Origin of the sequence: Flavobacterium sp. H122, assembly GCF_004959765.1 — a bacterium.
Classification (GTDB): Bacteria; Bacteroidota; Bacteroidia; order Flavobacteriales; family Flavobacteriaceae; genus Flavobacterium.
Genome location: NZ_SJZD01000008.1, coordinates 50,894 through 72,066, shown reverse-complemented (window position 1 = coordinate 72,066; position 21,173 = coordinate 50,894). Strand labels below are relative to the sequence as shown.

The 21,173-nt window shown below is 34.8% G+C and carries 22 protein-coding genes; 11 read left to right on the top strand and 11 right to left on the bottom strand.

The genetic code is table 11. The features are described 5' to 3' along the window. Positions 1–15 precede the first annotated feature (15 nt). The 5 genes from EZM65_RS12440 to hpt form a co-directional block, all read right to left on the bottom strand. On the bottom strand, positions 16–1,263 hold the full coding sequence (locus EZM65_RS12440) for a zinc-dependent metalloprotease (protein WP_169051711.1): 1,248 nt from the start codon (positions 1,261–1,263) through the stop codon (positions 16–18). Positions 1,264–1,317: 54 nt separating this feature from the next. Then, a complete protein-coding gene (gene obgE / locus EZM65_RS12435; RefSeq protein ID WP_136668888.1) occupies positions 1,318–2,319 on the bottom strand; it encodes a GTPase ObgE in 1,002 nt (333 codons plus the stop codon). A gap of 72 nt (positions 2,320–2,391) precedes the next feature. After that, positions 2,392–3,624, bottom strand: coding sequence for a hemolysin family protein (locus EZM65_RS12430; protein ID WP_248574865.1), 1,233 nt, complete (start codon positions 3,622–3,624; stop codon positions 2,392–2,394). A gap of 140 nt (positions 3,625–3,764) precedes the next feature. Beyond that, positions 3,765–4,337, bottom strand: a complete 573-nt coding sequence (locus EZM65_RS12425; RefSeq protein ID WP_136668886.1) for an adenylate kinase — start codon at positions 4,335–4,337, stop codon at positions 3,765–3,767. A 50-nt stretch (positions 4,338–4,387) separates the two neighbouring features. After that, complete coding sequence (hpt, locus tag EZM65_RS12420) at positions 4,388–4,921, bottom strand: hypoxanthine phosphoribosyltransferase (RefSeq protein ID WP_136668885.1); 534 nt, start codon at positions 4,919–4,921, stop codon at positions 4,388–4,390. An 82-nt stretch (positions 4,922–5,003) separates the two neighbouring features. Here hpt and EZM65_RS12415 point away from each other — a divergent pair, with 82 nt between their 5' ends. From EZM65_RS12415 to EZM65_RS12390, 6 genes are all read left to right on the top strand, one after another. Next, entirely contained in the window at positions 5,004–5,552 is a 549-nt protein-coding gene (locus EZM65_RS12415; RefSeq protein WP_136668884.1) for a hypothetical protein, read from the top strand. Positions 5,553–5,823: 271 nt separating this feature from the next. Continuing rightward, positions 5,824–6,981: a 5-(carboxyamino)imidazole ribonucleotide synthase gene (locus EZM65_RS12410; protein ID WP_136668883.1), complete on the top strand. Its 1,158-nt coding sequence runs from the start codon at positions 5,824–5,826 to the stop codon at positions 6,979–6,981. A 34-nt stretch (positions 6,982–7,015) separates the two neighbouring features. Next, positions 7,016–7,501 (top strand): 5-(carboxyamino)imidazole ribonucleotide mutase, encoded by a 486-nt coding sequence (gene purE, locus EZM65_RS12405; RefSeq protein ID WP_136668882.1) that lies wholly within the window; start codon positions 7,016–7,018, stop codon positions 7,499–7,501. 236 nt (positions 7,502–7,737) lie between these two features. Then, positions 7,738–9,765 (top strand): M3 family metallopeptidase, encoded by a 2,028-nt coding sequence (locus tag EZM65_RS12400; RefSeq protein WP_136668881.1) that lies wholly within the window; start codon positions 7,738–7,740, stop codon positions 9,763–9,765. 78 nt (positions 9,766–9,843) lie between these two features. After that, positions 9,844–10,503: a vancomycin high temperature exclusion protein gene (locus tag EZM65_RS12395; protein ID WP_136668880.1), complete on the top strand. Its 660-nt coding sequence runs from the start codon at positions 9,844–9,846 to the stop codon at positions 10,501–10,503. Positions 10,504–10,661: 158 nt separating this feature from the next. Continuing rightward, positions 10,662–12,071 carry a hypothetical protein gene (locus tag EZM65_RS12390; RefSeq protein WP_136668879.1) on the top strand — a complete coding sequence of 470 codons (1,410 nt, stop codon included), beginning with the start codon at positions 10,662–10,664 and terminating at the stop codon, positions 12,069–12,071. 68 nt (positions 12,072–12,139) lie between these two features. Here the strand turns inward: EZM65_RS12390 and EZM65_RS12385 are convergent, their stop codons facing one another. Together EZM65_RS12385 and EZM65_RS12380 are read right to left on the bottom strand one after the other, a co-directional pair. Next, positions 12,140–12,628, bottom strand: a complete 489-nt coding sequence (locus tag EZM65_RS12385) for a hypothetical protein (RefSeq protein WP_136668878.1) — start codon at positions 12,626–12,628, stop codon at positions 12,140–12,142. A 6-nt stretch (positions 12,629–12,634) separates the two neighbouring features. After that, entirely contained in the window at positions 12,635–13,798 is a 1,164-nt protein-coding gene (locus EZM65_RS12380; RefSeq protein ID WP_136668877.1) for a hypothetical protein, read from the bottom strand. Between the two features lie 117 nt (positions 13,799–13,915). Between EZM65_RS12380 and EZM65_RS12375 the strand changes: the two genes are divergently transcribed. The 5 genes from EZM65_RS12375 to EZM65_RS12355 all read left to right on the top strand — a co-directional run bounded on the left by EZM65_RS12375 (position 13,916) and on the right by EZM65_RS12355 (position 17,463). Then, on the top strand, positions 13,916–14,419 hold the full coding sequence (locus EZM65_RS12375; protein WP_136668876.1) for a GbsR/MarR family transcriptional regulator: 504 nt from the start codon (positions 13,916–13,918) through the stop codon (positions 14,417–14,419). A gap of 147 nt (positions 14,420–14,566) precedes the next feature. Then, complete coding sequence (locus EZM65_RS12370) at positions 14,567–15,280, top strand: YqjF family protein (RefSeq protein ID WP_136668875.1); 714 nt, start codon at positions 14,567–14,569, stop codon at positions 15,278–15,280. Further along, a complete protein-coding gene (locus EZM65_RS12365) occupies positions 15,277–16,104 on the top strand; it encodes a DCC1-like thiol-disulfide oxidoreductase family protein (RefSeq protein ID WP_136668874.1) in 828 nt (275 codons plus the stop codon). The genes EZM65_RS12370 and EZM65_RS12365 overlap by 4 nt, the downstream gene beginning before the upstream one ends. Further along, on the top strand, positions 16,101–17,012 hold the full coding sequence (locus EZM65_RS12360) for a TIGR01777 family oxidoreductase (protein ID WP_136668873.1): 912 nt from the start codon (positions 16,101–16,103) through the stop codon (positions 17,010–17,012). Before EZM65_RS12365 ends, EZM65_RS12360 begins: the two co-directional genes overlap by 4 nt. Then, a complete protein-coding gene (locus EZM65_RS12355; protein ID WP_136668872.1) occupies positions 17,005–17,463 on the top strand; it encodes an SRPBCC family protein in 459 nt (152 codons plus the stop codon). Before EZM65_RS12360 ends, EZM65_RS12355 begins: the two co-directional genes overlap by 8 nt. Before the next feature lie 38 nt (positions 17,464–17,501). On the opposite strand, the gene EZM65_RS12350 is transcribed toward EZM65_RS12355, so the two are convergent. The 4 genes from EZM65_RS12350 to pbpC form a co-directional block, all read right to left on the bottom strand. After that, the gene (locus tag EZM65_RS12350; protein WP_136668871.1) at positions 17,502–17,789 is read right to left on the bottom strand and encodes a hypothetical protein; all 288 of its coding nucleotides are present in this window, start codon (positions 17,787–17,789) and stop codon (positions 17,502–17,504) included. A 163-nt stretch (positions 17,790–17,952) separates the two neighbouring features. After that, positions 17,953–18,411, bottom strand: a complete 459-nt coding sequence (locus tag EZM65_RS15740; RefSeq protein ID WP_248574861.1) for a hypothetical protein — start codon at positions 18,409–18,411, stop codon at positions 17,953–17,955. Position 18,412: 1 nt separating this feature from the next. Further along, on the bottom strand, positions 18,413–18,772 hold the full coding sequence (locus EZM65_RS15735) for a hypothetical protein (protein WP_248574860.1): 360 nt from the start codon (positions 18,770–18,772) through the stop codon (positions 18,413–18,415). Then, on the bottom strand, positions 18,765–21,152 hold the full coding sequence (gene pbpC, locus EZM65_RS12340; RefSeq protein ID WP_136668870.1) for a penicillin-binding protein 1C: 2,388 nt from the start codon (positions 21,150–21,152) through the stop codon (positions 18,765–18,767). Before pbpC ends, EZM65_RS15735 begins: the two co-directional genes overlap by 8 nt. Between the last annotated feature and the right edge of the window lie 21 nt (positions 21,153–21,173).

Genomic DNA, 21,173 nt, shown 5'->3' with positions numbered 1-21,173 from the left:
AAACAGCTCTTTTTTTTACTTAACAATTAATCTTTTTACAGCAACAGCATCATTTGTTTTTATTTTGATCAGATAAACACCTTCACTTGGTGAATTCAAATCAAAATCATTGACTAAATCATTATTGTTACTCACCTCTTTAGAATAAACAACTCTTCCTGACTGATCAATTATTTCAATTTCATACTTATTCAAAGCATTTGAAAATTGAATTTTAAAACTTCCTTTGGAAGGATTAGGATAAACACTAATACCGTTTGAAAGCTCATAATTTTTAACAGACAAAGTAGTTTGGTTAAAATTTGACTGAATAGTATTCATATGAGCCTGCATTCTATTAACTTGTCCTTGTGTAAACATATACATACATGCATCATTTGTATAATCCATATAATTCATCGTTAACTCTCTTGGAGTCCCTGTACAAGTTGACAAATGTGAAATAGACGGACATCCTCCGTTTGAAGTATTATGTTGCGGAGTATCTGCAACACCGTCATCGCCACAAGTTCCTTCTCCCCAAATGTGGTTCAAGTTCAAATAATGACCCGCCTCATGCGTCAAAGTTCTGCCTAAATCATAAGGCGCACTAGGAGCATATCCTGTACAGCCACTGCCTTTCCCAAACTCGCTTGCATTTATGAATACTGCCGCGCCATCCGCAGGATCTGAAGCTAAATAAGCATAACCCAAAGTTCCTCCATTAAGTGCTTCCACGACAATATTATAATAACCTGCCCAATCCGGATCCCAATCCCCATCAGGGCCTCCTCCGAATTTTTGTCCGAAAGTAACGGCCAAATCACCACTGGCCAATCCGGTACTTAAAGGATGGTTTCCAGATGCCAATTCAAACTGGACATCCATAGCACCATAATTTACACCTGGAAAATAAGAAGCTTTGTCATTAATCCATGTTGAAATATCAGTATTAGTGGCTGTATAATCAGCATTTAGAACATCAATTTGTGATTGAGCCAAAGAAATAAGGCAATTTTTCTCTGCCTGGCTCAAATTTTTGGCAGAAGGATAATGAACAGCAACAGGAATTCTTAAAGCAGCTATCTTTTCAGAAATTCCTTTTTTTTGATTTTCCTCAAGTCTTTTCAGCTCAACATTAAATTTTTCCTGCTGCAGAAGATACTTTTGGTATCGTTCAGGAGAATTTTTTAAATTTTCCATTTTCTCAACAACTCCACAATTCCTTGATTGTGAAAACATAAATTGAGAAAAAACCAACATCATTAGTAGTTTTCTTTTCATAATAAAGTTTTTAGTATGTAAATATAAAAGAATACCGCAATTGCGGGATTTATTTTACGTATTAAGCATTTGCCATAATTTATCTTTTAATTCCGTAAGCCCCTGCTGTGCAACAGAAGATATAAAAAGGTACTGAATACCTTTAAAATCTTTGTCTAATTGCTCTTTCATTTCTGCTTTTAGTTCATCATCAAGCATATCGCATTTTGAAATGACAACCAATCTATCTTTATCCAGCAATTCAGGGTTGTAACGACGTAATTCATCAAGCAAAATATCGTACTGCTCTTTAATATCATCTGCATCTGCAGGAATTAAAAACAACAATGTTGAATTACGCTCAATATGACGCAAAAAGTAATGCCCTAAACCACGACCTTCTGCAGCCCCTTCAATAATTCCGGGAATATCAGCAATTACAAATGACTGATAATCACGATAGGCAACAATCCCTAAATTAGGTTTTAATGTAGTAAACGGATAATCTGCAATTTTGGGTTTCGCTGAAGTCAACACAGACAATAATGTTGATTTACCTGCGTTAGGGAATCCCACTAACCCTACATCTGCCAAAACTTTTAGTTCCAGTGTTATATCCAGCTCTTCTCCCGGCATACCTGGTTGTGCATAGCGAGGTGTTTGGTTGGTAGCACTTCTGAAATGCCAGTTTCCTAAACCTCCCTTTCCTCCTTTTACAAGAATTCGTTCTTCTCCGTGTTCCGTGATTTCGAATAAAATCTCATCTGTGTCTTTATCTCTTACCACTGTCCCCAGCGGCACTTCAACATATTTATCCTCACCGTCATGTCCTGTAGAACGGGAACTTCCTCCGTCTCCTCCATGACCGGCTTTTACATGACGCAAAAATTTCAGATGAAATAAAGTCCATAAGTTTTTATTTCCAACTAAAATCACGTGACCTCCACGACCACCGTCACCTCCGTCAGGCCCACCTTTTTCAATGAATTTTTCACGGTGTAAGTGAGAAGATCCTTTTCCTCCCTTACCCGATGAAGCATATATTTTTACGTAATCTACAAAATTCCCTTCTGTCATTATTCCTAGTCATTAGGCAAAAGTCAAAAGGCAATAGTTAAATCATATGCTTTTTGACTTTTGGCTTTAATTTTAATTTATTTCTTTCAATGAACGCACTAAAACTTTATCAATTTTAACACCATCCATATCTATTACTTCCAACTCCATTTTATTCCAAATCAGTTTTTCACCTACTTTCGGGATGGAATCCAATTCGGTCATAATTAATCCGCTCACTGTAGTAACTTCATAATCATTAATTAAATCATCCATATCAAAATAAGTAAGGAAATCATGCAGTGAATAATGTCCGTCTACTAACCAAGTACCGTCTTCACGGGCAATCAATTGAAACTCTTCTTCATAAAACTCAGCTGCATCACCTACTAAAGCTTCAAGAATATCATTTAATGTAATTATTCCCTGCAAAACTCCATATTCATCCGTAACAAAAGCATAATGAACTTTGGACTTTTTGAATATTTCCAATGCTTTATAAGCCGAAGTGTGTTCGATAAAATAAACCGGCTCTTTTGAAATTGCTTTCAAATCGAAGTTTCCTCCTTTTTCAAAGCTTGCGAATAAATCTTTAAGAAAAACAACTCCTACAACATTATCCAGATTATCTTCACAAACAGGATAAATAGAATGAAGCTCTTCTAAAACCTGATTTTTTAATGTTTTTATATCATCTTCCAACGAAAGATAAACCAAGGATTTACGGTGGGTCATTAAAGAATTCACTTTTCTGTCTCCAATATGAAACACACGTTCCACAATATCCTGTTCAATCTCCTGAACTTCACCACCTTCAGTTCCTTCTTTAATAATTGCTTTGATTTCTTCTTCGGTTACTTTTCCGTCAGCTGTTGGCTTAATATTCAGAATATTCAAAACAAAATCAGTAGAATGAGTCAATAGCCAAATAAAAGGTGCCGTGACTATAGAAACCACTTTCATAGGCAGTGCAACCGCTTTTGCAATGGTTTCCGGATAATTCAACCCAATACGCTTAGGCAACAATTCCCCTAAAACCAAAGAGAAAAAAGTCAGTACCACCACAACTAGCCCTGTTCCCAAACTACTTGAATAAGGAGCTGTTAACGGGTAACCTGCAAAAAATGCCTGTACATCGTGAGTTATTTTATTACCTGAATAAATACCGGTTAAGATACCTATCAGCGTAATACCAATTTGAACAGTTGATAAAAATCGATTTGGCGAATTTGCCAGATCCAAAGCTGTTCTCGCACTCGTATTGCCTTTTTTGGCAGCTGTTTCCAGCCTGTTTTTTCTTGCTGATATGAGTGCGATTTCTGACATGGAAAAAACTCCATTTAACAGAATCAGCAAGAAAATTATGACTATTTCCATTTATTTTATTTGTTCGTTTGTTTATGGTTGACAATTAATAGTTGAATACTAATTTAAAAAATTATTTCCGAAGTACTATTAACTGCAAACTACAAACTTTCTATAACTTGACTTAAACGTTCAGTGATTTCAATAATAGCACCAATCCCGTTTACCGAATAAAACTTACCTTGCTGATTGTAATAATCAATCAAAGGAGCTGTTTTTTCATTGTATTCCTGATAACGGTTTCTAATTTTTTCTTCATCCTGGTCATCTGCACGGCCGGAAGTTTTTCCTCTTTCCAGCAAACGCTCGACTAAAATTTCATCATCAGCATCAAGAGCAATTGTTGCTGTTATTTCCTGATTTTTAGACGCTAAAAAAGCATCTAAAGCCTGTGCTTGTGAAATTGTTCTGGGAAAACCATCAAACAAAAAGCCTGCTGAATCAGGATTCTTATCTACTTCACTCTGCAACATTTGTATAGTCACTTCGTCCGGCACTAAATCTCCCTTATCCATGTAAGTTTTTGCCAGTCTCCCTAAATCAGTGTCATTTTTGATATTAAAGCGAAAAATATCCCCTGTAGACAAATGTGTCAGATTGTATTTTTCTTTTAAAAATTCTGCTTGTGTGCCTTTACCCGCACCAGGTTTCCCGAAAAGAACAATATTGATCATTCTTACTAAAATATGAGTTATAAATTATGAATTGTAAATTGGTTCTCTGTTTATTCTGACAATTGGTAAACATCTTTTAAATTCCTTCCCAAACCATCATAGTCTAATCCAAAGCCTACAATGAATTTATCAGGAATCCTGATACCTACATAATCCAGCTTGATGTCTTTTTTATAAGCATCAGGCTTGAAAAACAATGTAGCTATTTTAAAATGCTTTACATTTTGTTCTTTAAAGATATTTTTTAATTCTTCGATAGTATTTCCTGTATCTACGATATCTTCAACTACGATTACGCTTCTACCTTCAAGACTCTGGCTTAAACCTATCAACTGCTTTACTTCATTAGTAGTCTGAGTACCTTCATACGAAGCCATCTTAACAAAAGACACTTCACATGGTGCATTATAATGCTTCATCAAATCAGACATTACCATAAAAGATCCGTTTAAGACCCCAATAAAAACAGGCACATCATCCTGAAAATCATCCTCAATCTGCTTTGCCATATTAGCAATTGCAAAATCCAATTCCTGTGATTCTATAAAGGGTTTAAAATACTTATCATGTAATTTAATCTCCATTTTGTTTTTTTAGTTGTGTTTGAAATAAACGGCAAAGATAATAAATTCAGGTTCAGAGTAAAGAATTTTTTATTTTTGAAAAATGAAAACTGATTTTTACAAACAGGTAGAGGCTTGTATGGCTTATAGAGCCGACAGAGAAAAGAACAGAAATTTAATATTACGCAAGCCGGAATTCCTGCCGGAATTAATTACTATCGCTTTAAATACAAAAGACAAAAACCATTTTAAGGCGTTTTGGGTTTTAGAATTGGTTTGCGAGAAAAAATTAAAAGTCTTCACTCCTTTTATTGATGAATTTTGCGAAATCATACCCAGCCTGACCAATGATTCAGCAATTAGATCGGCTTCCAGAATCTGTTTGTTTTTAGCCAAAAGCAATCATCGTTCCAATGGAATTTCACTAACTCAAAATCATGAAACACAAATCATAGAAACCTGTTTTGACTGGCTTATACGCGATGAAAAAGTCGCTGCAAAAGTATATGCCATGCGCGCACTTTTTGTTTTAGGAAAAAAACACGATTGGGTTCATCCTGAAATTAAAACGATAATCCAGCAGGATTACTCTACACACAGCGCTGCTTATCAAGCCGCTACAAGGATGCTTTTAAAAAAATTGAAAATTTAACAAATCATGCGGTTTTTCCGTAACTCTAAATAAAATACACACCCTACATTTGTATAAGTAGTTTCTTACTTAAATTTTGATTGGATTACAATTTATCATAAATACCTACTTAACCTTTTAAAGAACCTTTTTAACCCAAAGTCGTCTTTAATAACACACCCCAGTATCAAGACCTACTGGGGTTGTTTTTTTTAACAGGAAAGAGAATTCTTAACGTTTTGAAAACCTATCAGGTTTATTTATCTTTGCCCCACACAACACAACAACTGCAATGAATTATTTTTCTTCTGATTTTAAACTAGGTATCCTGGGCGGTGGTCAATTAGGCAAAATGCTGCTGACGGAAACCCGAAAATTCGACATTCAAACTTTAGTCTTAGACCCCAGCGAAGAAGCTCCGGCAAGATTTGCCTGCAACACTTTTTACAATGGAAGTCTGTTAGAATTTGAAACCGTTTACCAATTTGGAAAAATGGTTGATTTGCTAACCATTGAAATCGAAAATGTCAATCTTGATGCTTTAGAAAAATTAGAGAATGAAGGACTTCCTGTTTATCCATCCCCTAAAACGTTACGTTTAATCCAAAACAAAGGAAGACAAAAAGACTTTTATAAAGAAAATAACATTCCAACCTCAGCCCACACAAGATTCATAGAACTTTCCGCTTTAAAAAAGGCATTGGAAAACAATGAACTGGATTTCCCTTTTGTCTGGAAAAGCGCACAAGGCGGATACGATGGAAACGGAGTGAAAATTGTACGTTCCACTTTAGACTTAATTGGACTTCCCGAACTGGAATGTATTGCCGAGGCTTTAGTTCCTTTTAAAAATGAATTGGCCGTGATTGTAGCCCGCAGTCCAAAAGGCGAAATAAAAACCTATCCGGTAGTAGAAATGGAATTTCATCCGGAAGCCAATCAGGTAGAATACACAATTTGCCCGGCAAGAATCAGTGACAAAGTAGCAAAAAAAGCACAGGAAGTTGCCCTAAAAGTTTCCGAGTCAATGAACCATGTAGGCTTGTTAGCAGTGGAAATGTTCCAAACGGAAGACGATCAAATTTTAGTAAATGAAGTCGCTCCGCGTCCGCACAACTCAGGTCATTACAGTATTGAAGCGAGTTACACTTCGCAATTCGAACAGCATTTAAGAGCAATTCTGGATTTACCTTTAGGAAATACCAACAGTAAAGTAGCCGGAATTATGGTGAATTTAGTTGGCGAAGAAGGTCATTCGGGACAAGTAGTCTATGAAAACATTGAAAAAATCATGGCTATCGACGGAGTAACTCCACATATCTACGGTAAAAGAGAAACAAGACCATTTCGTAAAATGGGGCACGTAACAATAGTCAATGAAGACATGAGTGAAGCAAGACGAATTGCCGAGGAAGTAAAGAACAGCATTAGAGTGATCAGTATTCAGTAAGCTAATTTCAAATAAACGAATAACCAAAAACACAATGAGTAAAGTAGCCATCGTAATGGGAAGTGTATCTGACATGCCGGTCATGCAGGATGCCATAAATATATTAGCAGAATTTGGAATCGAAACAGAAGTTGATATCGTTTCTGCACACCGTACACCGGAAAAATTATTTGATTTCAGCCAAAATGCCCACAAAAGAGGTATTGCTGTAATCATTGCGGGTGCCGGTGGCGCAGCACATTTACCGGGAATGGTAGCGAGTATGAGTCCGTTACCAGTTATAGGCGTACCGGTTAAATCAAGTAATTCTATTGACGGGTGGGATTCGGTATTGTCAATTTTACAAATGCCGGGCGGTGTTCCCGTTGCCACTGTGGCATTAAACGGAGCAAAAAATGCCGGAATTTTGGCCGCTCAGATTATCGGTTCACAAAATGAATCTGTTCTTAAAAAAATCATAGATTACAAGGAAAGGTTAAAACAGGCTGTTTTAAATGCCTCAGAAAATTTAAAAAAATAATAAAATCCCGATTGAATCGGGATTTTTTATTTGGGATATTTTTTATTTTAGCAAAAGAAAAAAGCTCCAGTGGTATTTGGAGCTTTAAAGTAACACAAACATAAATACCGATTGGGTTAAATCAATATTTAAATTTTAAATATTTTAGACTTTTAACAGTTATCACTAAATCTTGGTACCAAACTTATAACATATTTCGATATATTACAAAAAAAATCGACGAAATACATAAATTTATGAAAATTCTGATTAATAAATTTCAAACAAAACATGATACTGCTCCGTTTGCCTCAATAGAGCTAAAAGATTATAAACCTGCCATTATTGAAGGCATAGCTTTGACAAAAAAAGAAATCGATGATGTAGTAAACAATACCGAAGCACCTACATTTGAAAATACTATTGAAACCCTTGAGTTTTCGGGACAGACATTAGACAGGATTACCAGTATCTTTTTCAATTTGAATTCTGCTGAAACTTCTGATGAAATGCAAAAAATTGCGCAGGAAGTTTCTCCTTTACTGACAGAACTGAGCAACGATATTACTTTAAACAAAGAACTTTTTGAACGGATCAAGAAAGTTTATGACCAAAAAGATGCTTTAGATCTATCGATTGAACAAAATACTTTATTAGAAAAGAAATATAAGGCTTTTACAAGAAACGGTGCCTTACTGCCTGAAGAAAAAAAATCACGTTTACGTGAAATTGATACTGAATTGGCGAAACTTAGTTTAAAATTCGGCGAAAACGCTTTGGCTGAGACCAACAACTATGAACTGCATATCACTAATGAAAATGACTTAAAAGGATTACCTGAAGACACAATCGAAACGGCTCAGGCCTTAGCAAAAAACAAAAATAAAGAAGGCTGGCTTTTCACTTTAAACATGCCAAGCTATCTACCTTTTGTTACCTATGCTGAAAACAGAGAGTTACGTAAAGAATTATCCATTGCCTATGGCAAAAAATGTTTCCAGAAAAATGATTTCAACAACGAAGACATCGTAATCAAAATAGCAAATCTAAGACATGAAAGAGCAAATCTATTAGGCTACCAGACTCATGCCCATTTTGTACTGGAAGAACGCATGGCACAAACGCCCGAAAAAGTGAAATCATTTTTAAATGATTTATTAATTAAGGCCAAACCTGCCGCAGAGAAAGAATTTGCACAATTGACATCTTTTGCCAAAAAAACTGACTCTTTCGACCAGTTGGAAAAATGGGATGGCGTGTACTATTCTGAAAAATTAAAACAGGAACTTTTCAATTTAGACGACGAAAAACTAAAACCTTATTTTGAACTGCAAAAAGTACAGGCTGGCGCTTTTGAAGTAGCCAATAAATTATTTGGTCTGACTTTTACAGAAGTATTTGACATCGATAAATACCACGAAGACGTTCACACTTTTGAAGTAACTGATGAGAAAGGGAATTTGGTCGCTGTTTTCTATTCTGATTATTTTCCAAGAGAAGGAAAACGCAACGGAGCCTGGATGACTTCATTCAAACACCAATACGTTCAAAATGGCACAAACGAGCGACCTCATGTTTCAATTGTATGCAATTTCACTAAACCCACACCTACAAAACCTTCTTTACTGACTTTCCAGGAGGTTACCACATTGTTCCATGAATTTGGTCATGCCTTGCATGGTATGTTGGCCAATACGACCTACCCTAGCCTATCCGGGACTTCGGTATTCTGGGATTTTGTAGAACTTCCAAGTCAGGTTATGGAAAACTGGTGCTACGAGCCGGAAGCTTTGGCAATTTTTGCGAAACATTATCAAACAGGCGAAGTTATACCACAGGAATATGTAAATAAAATTAAAGAAAGTGCCAGTTTTCTTGAAGGAATGGCAACATTACGCCAGCTGAGCTTTGGTTTATTGGATATGGATTTTCATGGTCAAAACCCAAGCGGAATTACCAACGTAAAAACTTTTGAAAAGGAGTCGATGCAGAACACCACATTATATCCTGATGTAGCCGAAAACTGTATGAGCACTTCTTTCTCACATATCTTCCAGGGCGGTTACTCATCAGGCTATTACAGTTATAAATGGGCTGAAGTACTTGATGCCGATGCGTTTGCCTATTTTCAGGAAAACGGGATCTTCAACAAAGAAGTAGCTGACAAATTTAAAAACAATGTTCTTTCACAAGGAGGAACCGATCATCCTATGACTTTATACAAAAAATTCAGAGGACAGGAACCAAAACCGGAAGCTTTACTAAAGAGAGCGGGATTGATATAATGACTGTATTTTAAGCCTGTCAGATTTATGAAATCAGACGGGCTTTATAAGAATATTGAATTTAAAGCATAAAATACCTTGAAAAAACATATCAAAAAAATCACTTTTGCTTCATTAATTGGACTGGCCGTAGTAGTTTGTGTAAATTTTTACGTAAAAAAAGAAACTGGCTCATTGATTTATAATTCCGAAAAAGAAATTCCCACAACAAACGTCGGGATTATTTTCGGTGCCGGAATCAATGGAGACCAACCCAGCAAATATCTTAAAGACCGATTGGATGCAGGAATCCGTTTGTATCAATCAAAAAAAATAAATAAGATTCTGCTTTCAGGTGATAATGGCAGTGACGAACATGATGAATTAACCGTTATGAAAACATATTGTTATCAACGCGGTGTGGATACTACCAAAATCTATATTGATTATGCCGGTTTTGACACCTTTTCCACTATGAAAAGAGCTAAGACAATTTTTAAAATTGACAAGGCTATCTTAGTTTCACAACAATATCATTTAAACAGAGCGATTTACATAGGAAATAAACTAGGCATACAATCACTAGGCTATTCCGCAAACAACGGAACATACAAAGGCTATAATTATGTCCGTTTCCGGGAATATTTCTCAATTTTCAAATCGGTGATTGATGTTATACGAAATCGTGAGCCTCATTTTTCAGGCACTGAGATCAGCATCAACGGTCATTCAAACTATAGCAAAGAAGACAAAAGGTAATTTTAAAACCGAAGAATCCTGTCTTCGCTTTTTTTATGTGTAACTAAATAAAATTCTCAAACGATTTAGAATCCCTGCTCCTGCATTAAAACTTTTCTTACATTTTTATTATTATTATCTATATTTGTTTCTAATTAAAACTTAGATTGAATACTATAATGACTGATATTTTTTCTGCGACACAAAAAAGAGCCTTAAACTCTATATGGATACTTATAGCAATAATAGCGTTCCTTTATTCAAGCAATTATTTTGTTTCTTATTACGGCCCGGAAACAACTATATACAAACGTTTATGTAGTATCCAAAACTGGCTATTGTACAGTTTGGTCTTCGCATGGTATTTCTATAAAAACAGACTTTTTAAAAAAGGAATTGTACAGCAGCTGTTATTCCTACCTTCAATGGTTTTGCTGGATGAATTAACACTGACCGCTGATTATTATCTGGATATTGAGAACAGTTCCCATATTTTGATTTTTTTCCAATTCATTACCTATATAATCCCTGTTGTGTTTTTTTCAGTTTCCTATTTCAAAACAGAAAAACATATTTTGCAGTTTTCTAAAATAAAAACATTCCTGCTTCAGTTGGCTCTTACGATAATTTTATCGTTTGCAATAGAAAGCAATGTTGATAATTTTTACAATTATATTGCATTTATAGGGGATACGCCTTACATGCAGGATATAATTGTATGCAGTATTTTTTTATTGGTTTCCATAAAAACAGCATTAGTTTTAGCCGGTTTTTATTATATCACAAACCGGATTTATTCCAGAAAAAAATTAATAAACCCAATAGACAGGCAGCCGATTTCCAATACATTTTTCAAAATGGGTTTTATTATCAGCTACACTGTTTTACTAATGTGCATTATAGATTTAGGACAATATGCACTTAGCATTTCATTTTTTGCTTTTGAAGAGATTGAACCTAATAATGTTATATTCTTCCTTTCGAGTTTCTTTGTACTTTTTATAAGCGGTCGTTTTCTTGGAAACCTGATACAATACAGAAATTATTCATTAAAAAAATATTTCGGGATTATCAATACGCTTACTTTGGCTCCAATTTTCAATCTTATTCCTTTTCTGATTCTATTACTGTCGGAAAAAAGCCAAAACAACATTGGAACCTATATAACCAAATTAAAATTAAAGAGAAATATTCATTTAACGATTTACTGTGCGTTAGCAGTTTTATTTGTTTGTTATGAATATTTTTCAACCGAGGCAGAAATTCGAAACCTGACTATTCTTTACAAAATTCCAATGTTAATTGTTGCCGTTTTGCTTTTAACCAGATTTAGAATTACAACAAAACTTGTCCCATTTGCAATAGTGACAATTACTTTTTACAATGAAATCAAGGAGGTTTTTGATTTCACTAAAGGATATTTATTTTTTATTCAGGAGAAAATTTTCTCTTTCCTTTGGCTGGCGGTAATTTCAGTATGTATGGTTTATTACATCATCTATTATGTAATTCACAAGTCTTTTTATACCGAATATTTCCAGGATCAGAACGAAACCGATTTTGAAGAAAACATCAAACAGTTCCAATAATAAACTATATAGAAAATGCCCTGATTAAAATTTTAATCAGGGCATTTTTTTTATTTTATTATACTTTTTTATCTCTTTCTGACTATAACCGAGGCACTGCTTTGGTTACTTGCAAAAAAATCCATTTCCGGAAGATACAGTTTAAAATCAAAATTGTATTTCCCGTCTTTAGGAACAATAAATGAATTATTTTCAATTTCAAATTCCCAATTTTTTACATATTCTATCGAATCTTTTCCTTCTGCAGAAGAATGCGTAATTCCCTCCTGTGTTGTTTTAGAATTAATGCTGTGAGCACCATCAGCAATGTTCAGACTGTCAAATTTCACAATTTTATCATCCTGACTAATACTGTATCTCATTTTGTATTTGGAAAAGGTGGAATCTTTTCGGGTTGAGAGTTTAGTCCAAAAAACGATTTCATCCCCTTCTTTCAAATCCAATCCTTCGATTGAAGAAATTCCTTTTTGAATCAGCTGCACTTCTCCCAGATTTTCTCCAACTGGATTACAAGAAATAAAAGCTAATACCAATAAACCAACAATATTTTTTTTCATGTTTTTTTAATTTGTCAATTCTAAAGTTGAGTGATTCGAATAATAATCAAACATTTTCAGGAAAAAATCCGTCACTCCTTCATTTAAGTCATCGTCTGTTTTCAGCAGAAAGGATTGACCACCTTTATTAATTGTACTGCAAACCATGTATTTCGTGCCGTAAATCTTTCCGTCATAATCTAATTCTGTAATTTCTATCATCGTTGCATTTCCCTTTGGTACAACCTTGCACTTATCATCTGTATAAAACAATTCTCTCGCCCATTTTAATTCATAGGCTTCTTCAAATTTACCTTCTTGGATTTGATTCAAAAAACTATAAAATAAATGTTCTCCATTTTTAGGCATTCTATACAATTCAAAAAATGAATGGGAATCATACTCAGGACTGGAAACTTCGTGAACATTTAAAAAACCACTCATTTCTTTTTTGAAATTTTTAAAAAAATATTTCATCAGATTAACTTCAATTTTAGGCCTATTAGCAACATAATCATTCCAGGAAAATTCCTGCTTTGTGAAATTAGGGCTCAAAAGATTTTTAGCATTCCGCAAAAAGTAAAATGCCTGATTGAGCTTTTCTTCTTGGGTGAATTTTTTAGACCAGCTTATAGTTCCAGTGTAAATCAGATAGTTTTTAGTTTTTGAATCGTATTGAAAATGCAGGGTTGAAAAAGTATCATCATCGCTAAAAACAATACTATTCTTATCTTCAAAATAAACGGTCTCTACATTGTAATCCGATTTCATCTTTTTGACACTCAACAAATCGCTTTTTTCTGCTTTCACAATAAAAATTATTTCATCCGCTATTTGATTATTGTTAATAGCAAACAACGGATTCTTAAGCTCCACATAATCGCAACTGTCCTTTACAATTAAACTTATCGACGGAGAGTAACTTACATCTTCTTTACTTAGAGTACTTGTACGGAAAAAATAGTTTTCAGGGAGACTTAATCTCACATTTTCTGAAACCTGAGAGCTTTCCAGATTTGCCTTTGTATTTAAAATCCGTTGTATTTCACCAGATGAAATTTCAAGTTTTTTCCCTGCAATTCCTTCCCCGGCATTTTTCTTTTCATTACGCTCACATCCAACAAAAAAAATTGCAAAGACAAAAAGAAGCAAATTAAACTTTCTTTCCATCAATCTGAATCTATTTACCATATCTATTTTTTTCTATTCACAAATATAGAAAATATAAAATTTAACAATCTAAATATTACAAACAATAAATGTTTCATTTTTTTTGAAAGTTTAAAAACTTTATTATACATTTGTCTCATGGAATTCAAAGAAGCAAAAAATAAATTCGTTCAAACTTGGGGAGCATTGGGTTCACAATGGGGCATCAACAAAACGATGGCTCAGATTCATGCTTTACTTATGGTATCCAACGAACCGGTTTCTATGGAAGACATTATGGAAGAATTGCAGATTTCACGTGGCAACGCGAGTATGAATTTACGTGCCTTGATGGATTGGGGCATTGTTTACAAAGAATTTAAAGCCGGAGAAAGAAGGGAGTTTTTTACAGCTGAAAAAGACCTTGATGAATTAGCCGTAAAAATTTCAAGAGAAAGAAGTAAAAGAGAAATCAAGCCTGCTTTGAAAGTTTTGAAGGAAGTCTCGTCAATTAATGCTTCTTCATCAACTGAAGAAAAACATTTTGTGGATCAAACTTCAAAATTATATGACTTTGTTTTGAAAGCAGATAATGTTTTGGACAAGATCACAGAATACAAGGATAATTGGTTAGCACAGTTACTTGTCAAGTTTATGAAATAGTTTTATCAAATTTAAAATCCTGAACAAAAAACTATTCAATGAGACCTATGAAAAACAATAAAAAGCATTCGAATTAAATATTATTTTTTTAATAAAAACTTTCATTTTTTTCTGAAAGTTTAAAATTAACAATAAAATTAAAAAGTTATGAGTTTTCTAACTGCACAATGGAAAAACCTGATTATGGCAAACTATGCCATCAATCCTGAGTATTTGAAAAAATACATTCCCGCTGGAACCGAACTCGATATATGGAATGGCAACTGTTATGTGAGTTTAGTTGGATTTCTTTTCAAAGACACCAGAGTACTAGGCTTTAGAATTCCGAAGCATAGCGATTTTGAAGAAGTCAATCTGCGGTTTTATGTCAAACGGTTTGAAAATGGTGAGTGGAAACGCGGTGTAGTATTCATTCAGGAAATTGTTCCCAAAAAAGCCATCACTTTTGTAGCCAATACTTTTTACAAAGAAAACTACAAAACACTCTTCATGCAGCACCAAAATAAACTGGAAGCCGAGGTGTTGAAAGTCGGTTACAGTTGGCAAAATCAGAAGAAAACAAATCACATAAGTGTCAACGCTTATGATTTTATTAGTCCGATAGAAGAAGGAAGCGAAGCTGCATTTATAATGGAACACTATTTTGGATACACCAAATACAATCAAAATAAAACGTACGAGTATGAGGTCAAACATCAAAAATGGAAACAGTACTACATCAAAAATTATGACATTCAAGTAGATTTTGAACACACCTACGGAAAAGATTTTACTTTTCTAAATCATTTAAAACCTGCATCAGTATTTCTGGCGGAAGGTTCTGAAATTACTGTTGAAAACAAACGAAAAATAGTCTTATGAAAACACTTCAAAATCAAACGATACTATACGACGAAGACTGTCCGCTTTGTCAGGTTTATACTTCTGCTTTTGTAAAAACCGGAATGCTTGATAAAAACGGAAGAAAACCTTATAACCAAATCAATGAGAAAGAAACAGCTTATTTAAATCTCGAAAGAGCAGCCAACGAAATTGCCTTAATCGATTACAAGAACAAAACAGTTGTTTATGGCATAGACAGTTTGTTAAGAATCATAGGAAATTCATTCCCTATAATCGAAAAAACAGGAAAAATTCCTCCTGTAAATTATCTGCTGAAAAAACTCTACTCTTTCATTTCTTACAACCGCAAAGTGATCATTCCTAATGGAAAAACTACTGAAACAAAACTACAATGCGAACCAACATTCGATTTAAAATACAGAATTTTTTATATCCTTTTTGCCATTTGCATCACAACTATTGTCCTTTTCAATTGTGCTGAAATGATGCCTTATATACCAAAAAGCAGTTACTCAAGAGAAGTATTTATGGCAGGCGGACAAATTCTTTTTCAGGTTTGTTTTCTTTTTAACAAAGACTTTAAAACGATAATAAATTATCTCGGTAATCTCATGACCGTTTCACTATATGGTTGTCTGCTCCTGATTCCGATACTAATAATCAATCAATTCACTGAAGTTAATGCAGCAATAGCACTAAGTTGGTTTGCAGTAACCGTATTATTAATCTTCATGGAGCATGTCCGCAGGATTGCAATTCAACAACTTCCCAAATATTTAAGTTTCACCTGGGTGCTTTACCGCATCATAGCACTTTATTTAATCTTAAACATCACTTTATGAAAATAGTCATAGCAGCAGGAACAGGTTTTTTAGGACAAGTTTTGATCAATCATTTCAAAAAAAATTGCGAGGAAATTGTCGTACTTACCCGTGGAAAAGACAGACAGGAAGAAAACGTTAAGTATATCCATTGGAATGCCAAAACCCTTACTGGCTGGGAGCATGAACTGGAAAACACCGACATCCTTATCAATCTGGCAGGCAAATCAGTGGATTGCCGTTATAACAAAGCCAATAAAAAAGAAATTCTTTTATCAAGGATTAACAGCACTAAAATCCTGAATAAAGCCGTATTACAATGTGAAAACCCGCCAAAACATTGGTTAAATTCATCGACAGCAACTATATACCGTCATTCAGAAGACAAACAAATGGATGAATTTACCGGTGAAACAGGCAGTGATTTTTCTATGAACGTAGCACAAAGCTGGGAAAAAGCATTCTTCAAAACTGAAACTCCCAATACTAGAAAAACTGCTTTGCGTACTTCAATAGTGTTAGGAAAAAACGGCGGTGCATTTCTTCCTCTCAAAAACTTAACCCAAATTGGTTTTGGTGGTAAACAAGGCAGCGGAAAACAGTTTGTAAGTTGGATTCATGAAGAAGACTTCGCCAGAGCATTGGCTTTTGTGGTTGAAAAAGAGATGACCGGAGTGGTTAATATTGTTTCCCCTACTCCAATCCAAAACAAAGATTTCATGAAAGCATTGCGTAAAACCATGAAAATTCCTGTAGGGACACCAATAGGAAAAAGAATGCTTGAATTTGGCGCTAAAATAATTGGAACAGAAACCGAATTGGTTTTAAAAAGCCGTAATGTGATTCCGAAACGATTACAGGAGAATGGTTTTACATTTAATTTCACGGACATTGAAACTGTCTTCAAAAATTTACTTCAAAATGACTAAGTTATATTTTGAAACTGTTATCAATTCAGCAAAAGAAATTGTTTTCGATTTATCCAGAAGTATTGATTTTCATCAGGAATCACTGAAGAAAACCAAAGAAAAAGCAACCAAAGGAAGAACAAGCGGACATATTGAACTTGGCGAGACTGTAACCTGGCGTGGGAAACATTTTGGCTTCTATCTTACTCATGAAAGTAAAATCAGCCAAATGAGTAAATACGGTTCATTTACTGACGAAATGATCAATGGCTGCTTTAAGTCTTTCATTCATCATCATCGATTTATAACCCAAAACAATTCCACTGTAATGATTGATGAGATTATTTATGAAACTCCGTTTGGGATTTTGGGTAAAATCTTTAATGAATCAGTTCTAAAAAAGTACCTCATAAAAATAATTATTGAAAGAAATACTCTTTTAAAGCTTTTTGCTGAAAAACAGAGCGGTTAAACTAACCGCTCTGCCATTCACTTATATAATCTACAGAATTATAATCTTACAATTCCTGTAACATACGGAGCACCATTTAATGGTTGGAAGATTTCTACGATAGCTTCCCAAACCACTAATGCAGGCGGCATACTTGCTGTACATTTATAGCGGTAATTTGTTCCCGCTACTACCTGAGTCGAAACGGTATTAGGTGTATATTTTACTCCTACAAAGCCTTTCATAGCCTCATCAAATACTGCTTTATCCTGAGCTGTTAACGGATGGTATGGAGACCATCCTCCTACGATAATCTCTTTGTCGTTTAATACTGTGTTAGTTGACATAATTTAGTTGTTTAATTGATTCCCTACTCATATGGCTTTTCAGAATCCGCCTTGTTTTTAAAGTTGTGTCAATCTCAACCTCGACGTCTAAGTAATATTACTCAACAAACTTAAGGTGATTTTGAAAACCTCAACAGCGTATAAACACCTGATTTTAAAAAAATCAACACAATAGCAGTACCAACAACCACCAAAAAACGGGAACACTTTCCACCCAAAAAGAAGTATAATATTCTGATCGCTTGGGACTGGCAAATAATGTAAATACTGCTAAGACAACTATGAGCATTAAATTAATCCAAAGCTGGATAATCCTGAAATCTGATTTTAGAAATTCCAGGCAATAAAACGGAATCAGAAGAAAAAGGTTTAAAAGTTTTGTCTTTTCTACACCTAATTTCTGAGGAACGGTTTGCAGTGATAGGTCATCATTTTTCAAATCAATGATTTCAAAAATCAATATTAAAATAATGACCAATAAAAAGCGCTGGCAAAACTTCAGCCAAACATCATGACTAAAAGGCAAATCTGCATTTATTATAGGCAACAAAAGTGTAATTCCTGCCCAGCAAAATGCCACAATATATATTTTTATTCCTGCCCAATTGCGGGCATTTCCCATTTTAGGAATAACCGGTAATGTGTATAAAACAGTCAATCCTAAAAAAGCGAGAGATACAATTTGTGTTTGTCTCTCCAATAAAAAAAAAACAATACGCCGTAGCCAAAAAAGATATTACACTTAGAACCACTATAGCTTTTCTTTCAGCATTCATCTGCAGTTTTTTTGCTCTGACCAATTCGTCATATTTCACAAAATTATACCCCACAATGGTTCCGAAGAAAGCAAAAAAAGACATTGGTGCATTATGGGTAATATGAAAAAAATGAAAGGTCATCTGTACCAAAGAAAATACAGCCAAAGCCACATGAATACTTCCGTGAATATAAAAATCGAGTATTTTTTTAAAAAAACTAATCATTTACAATTTCGACATATTGTTTAATTTCATTCCCTTTTTCATCAACAACAGTAATCAAATGCTTTCCTGTATTAACCACAACCGGCATTTCATGAAAAGTTTGAGTTGTTCCTTTAAATTCTCTATCAATATACCAAAACAATTTGTAATCTCTGTTACTGTGTGCCACTTTTAAAACAACAGGTTGAATTTTTCCTTCAAAATTTTTAGTCAAATAGATTTTACTGTTCCCTTTAGGGTAAATAAACCCCATACTGGTTTGTTGCGCTCCCTGACAATCATTTCGAAAAGGAGGCAATGGTTTATAATCGATGTGTAGGTTTTTATAATACCATTCCATTACCGGAGGCAACACAAACCAACTTTTAGTAACCATGGAATCTACATTTTCACAAGTACTGTTTACTCTGAATTGTTCTGATGGATCGAGATGAATCAATTGATGATACGGACATACTTTTGTTTTTTTACCATTTTTAGGGATCAATTGTTCCACTTTAGGACAATTATCCTGTGCCAAATGACCACTTAACGCACAACATTCGGCAGTTTGCAAGTCATACGAAGGCGTTTTGAACCATCTTTTTCTTGGCAGGAGATTGAAAACATCAAACAAAACCGGAGCTGCGCTGTCTATACCCGTTAATTCGGGACGTCCTTCTCCCGAAGCATTTCCAACCCAAATCCCCACCACATAATCACTGTTTGTCCCTATTGCCCAAGCATCGCGATTACCAAAACTCGTTCCCGTTTTCCAAGCAATTTCCATAGATGAGTCATAAAAACGCCAGGCTTCATCAGTTTCAGGGCGGTTGACTTCCTTCATTGCATTATAAGTCAAATAAATGGACCCCGCTCCAAGAATTTGCTTCTCTGATGTTTCATCACCAAAATCCTGTTCGAAACCATTTTGATAATTCAGTTCTGAAAATTCATTTTCTCTGTACTTCCCAAATGTTTTGATATGATAATTCAGAGTTGAAGTCAAATTAGCATACGTACGACACAAATCCCAAAGGTTACTTTCGGCCCCGCCCAAAATTAATGACAAACCATAATGATCCGGATGTTTATTAATATTTTTTAATTTGAATTGTTGTAAAGTCTCGTAAAACTTATGCACACCATGTTCCTGTAACATCAATACCGCTGGAATATTCAATGAACGTGACAAAGCTCTTTGCGCCGGCACAGCCCCGTCAAAAGTCAGATTGAAGTTCTGCGGTGCATATCCCGAAATCTGAGTGGGTATATCAGCCACAAGCGTATTCGGTAAAATTTCACCTTCATCCAACATTGAAGCGAACAACAAAGGCTTGAGTACACTTCCCGTACTACGCGGCGCCGTTATAATATCAACGTCTTTATCATGCATCAAATCGGTTGGTGAATTCCCTACATAACTGATGATATTTCTATTTTTCACATCAATCATCAAAACAGCCATGTTATGCACTTCATTTTGACTATACTGACTATGATATTGTCTCACAATTTGGTTGATTCGATTTTGCAGGGAAACATTTACAGTAGTTTTTATTTTCTGCCCTTCGTGCTCCAAAGCCACTTTCTCTAAAAGATGCGGGGCAATTTGAGGCAGCAAATAAGGTCTTTGAGGTAAAGGCTCTCGTAATGCCAAATCATATGTCATAGTATCGATAATTTCGTTATCCATCAATTTTTTCAGCAAACCATTTCTTTTTTTCAAAAGTTGCAGTTGATTTTTTCCCGGATAAATCAATCGGGGAGCATTAGGCAGAACAGCTAAAGTAGCACTTTCAGCCCACGATAGCTGGTGTGGTTGTACACCAAAATAACGCCAGGCAGCCATTTCCAATCCTACCACATTACCTCCAAAGGGAGCGTGTGCTGCATACAATTCGAGGATTCTTTCTTTTGAATGCCTGAATTCCAAGCGAGTTGCCAGAATAATTTCGATAACCTTCTCAAAATAGGTCCGTTTTTTATTCTTCCGTGACAAACGGACAACCTGTTGGGTAATCGTGCTTCCTCCCCTGACTACTTTCCCGGCACTGCGGTTTTGTTTGATTGCTTTAACCATCGCAACAGGATTAAATCCAAAGTGATAATTAAAATGTTCGTCTTCGAAATAAATCAGACATTGTTTGAACTTATCAGGAATACTGTCCTGCTCCGGAAAACGCCATTGACCGTCACGGGCAATCTTTGCTGCTAATAAATCACCTTCATTACTTTCAATAACCGTTGAAAAAGGTTCCTCAAATAATGTTCTTGGTAATGAAAAATAGTACACCATCAATAATACAAGACCTATTATTGATTTTATTCGGTTGGTTTTAACCCAATTAATCAGCTTGACAAGTTTGGGATACTTCTCAAGTTTTATTTTATCAATCATATCATAAAAACTGACAGGTCC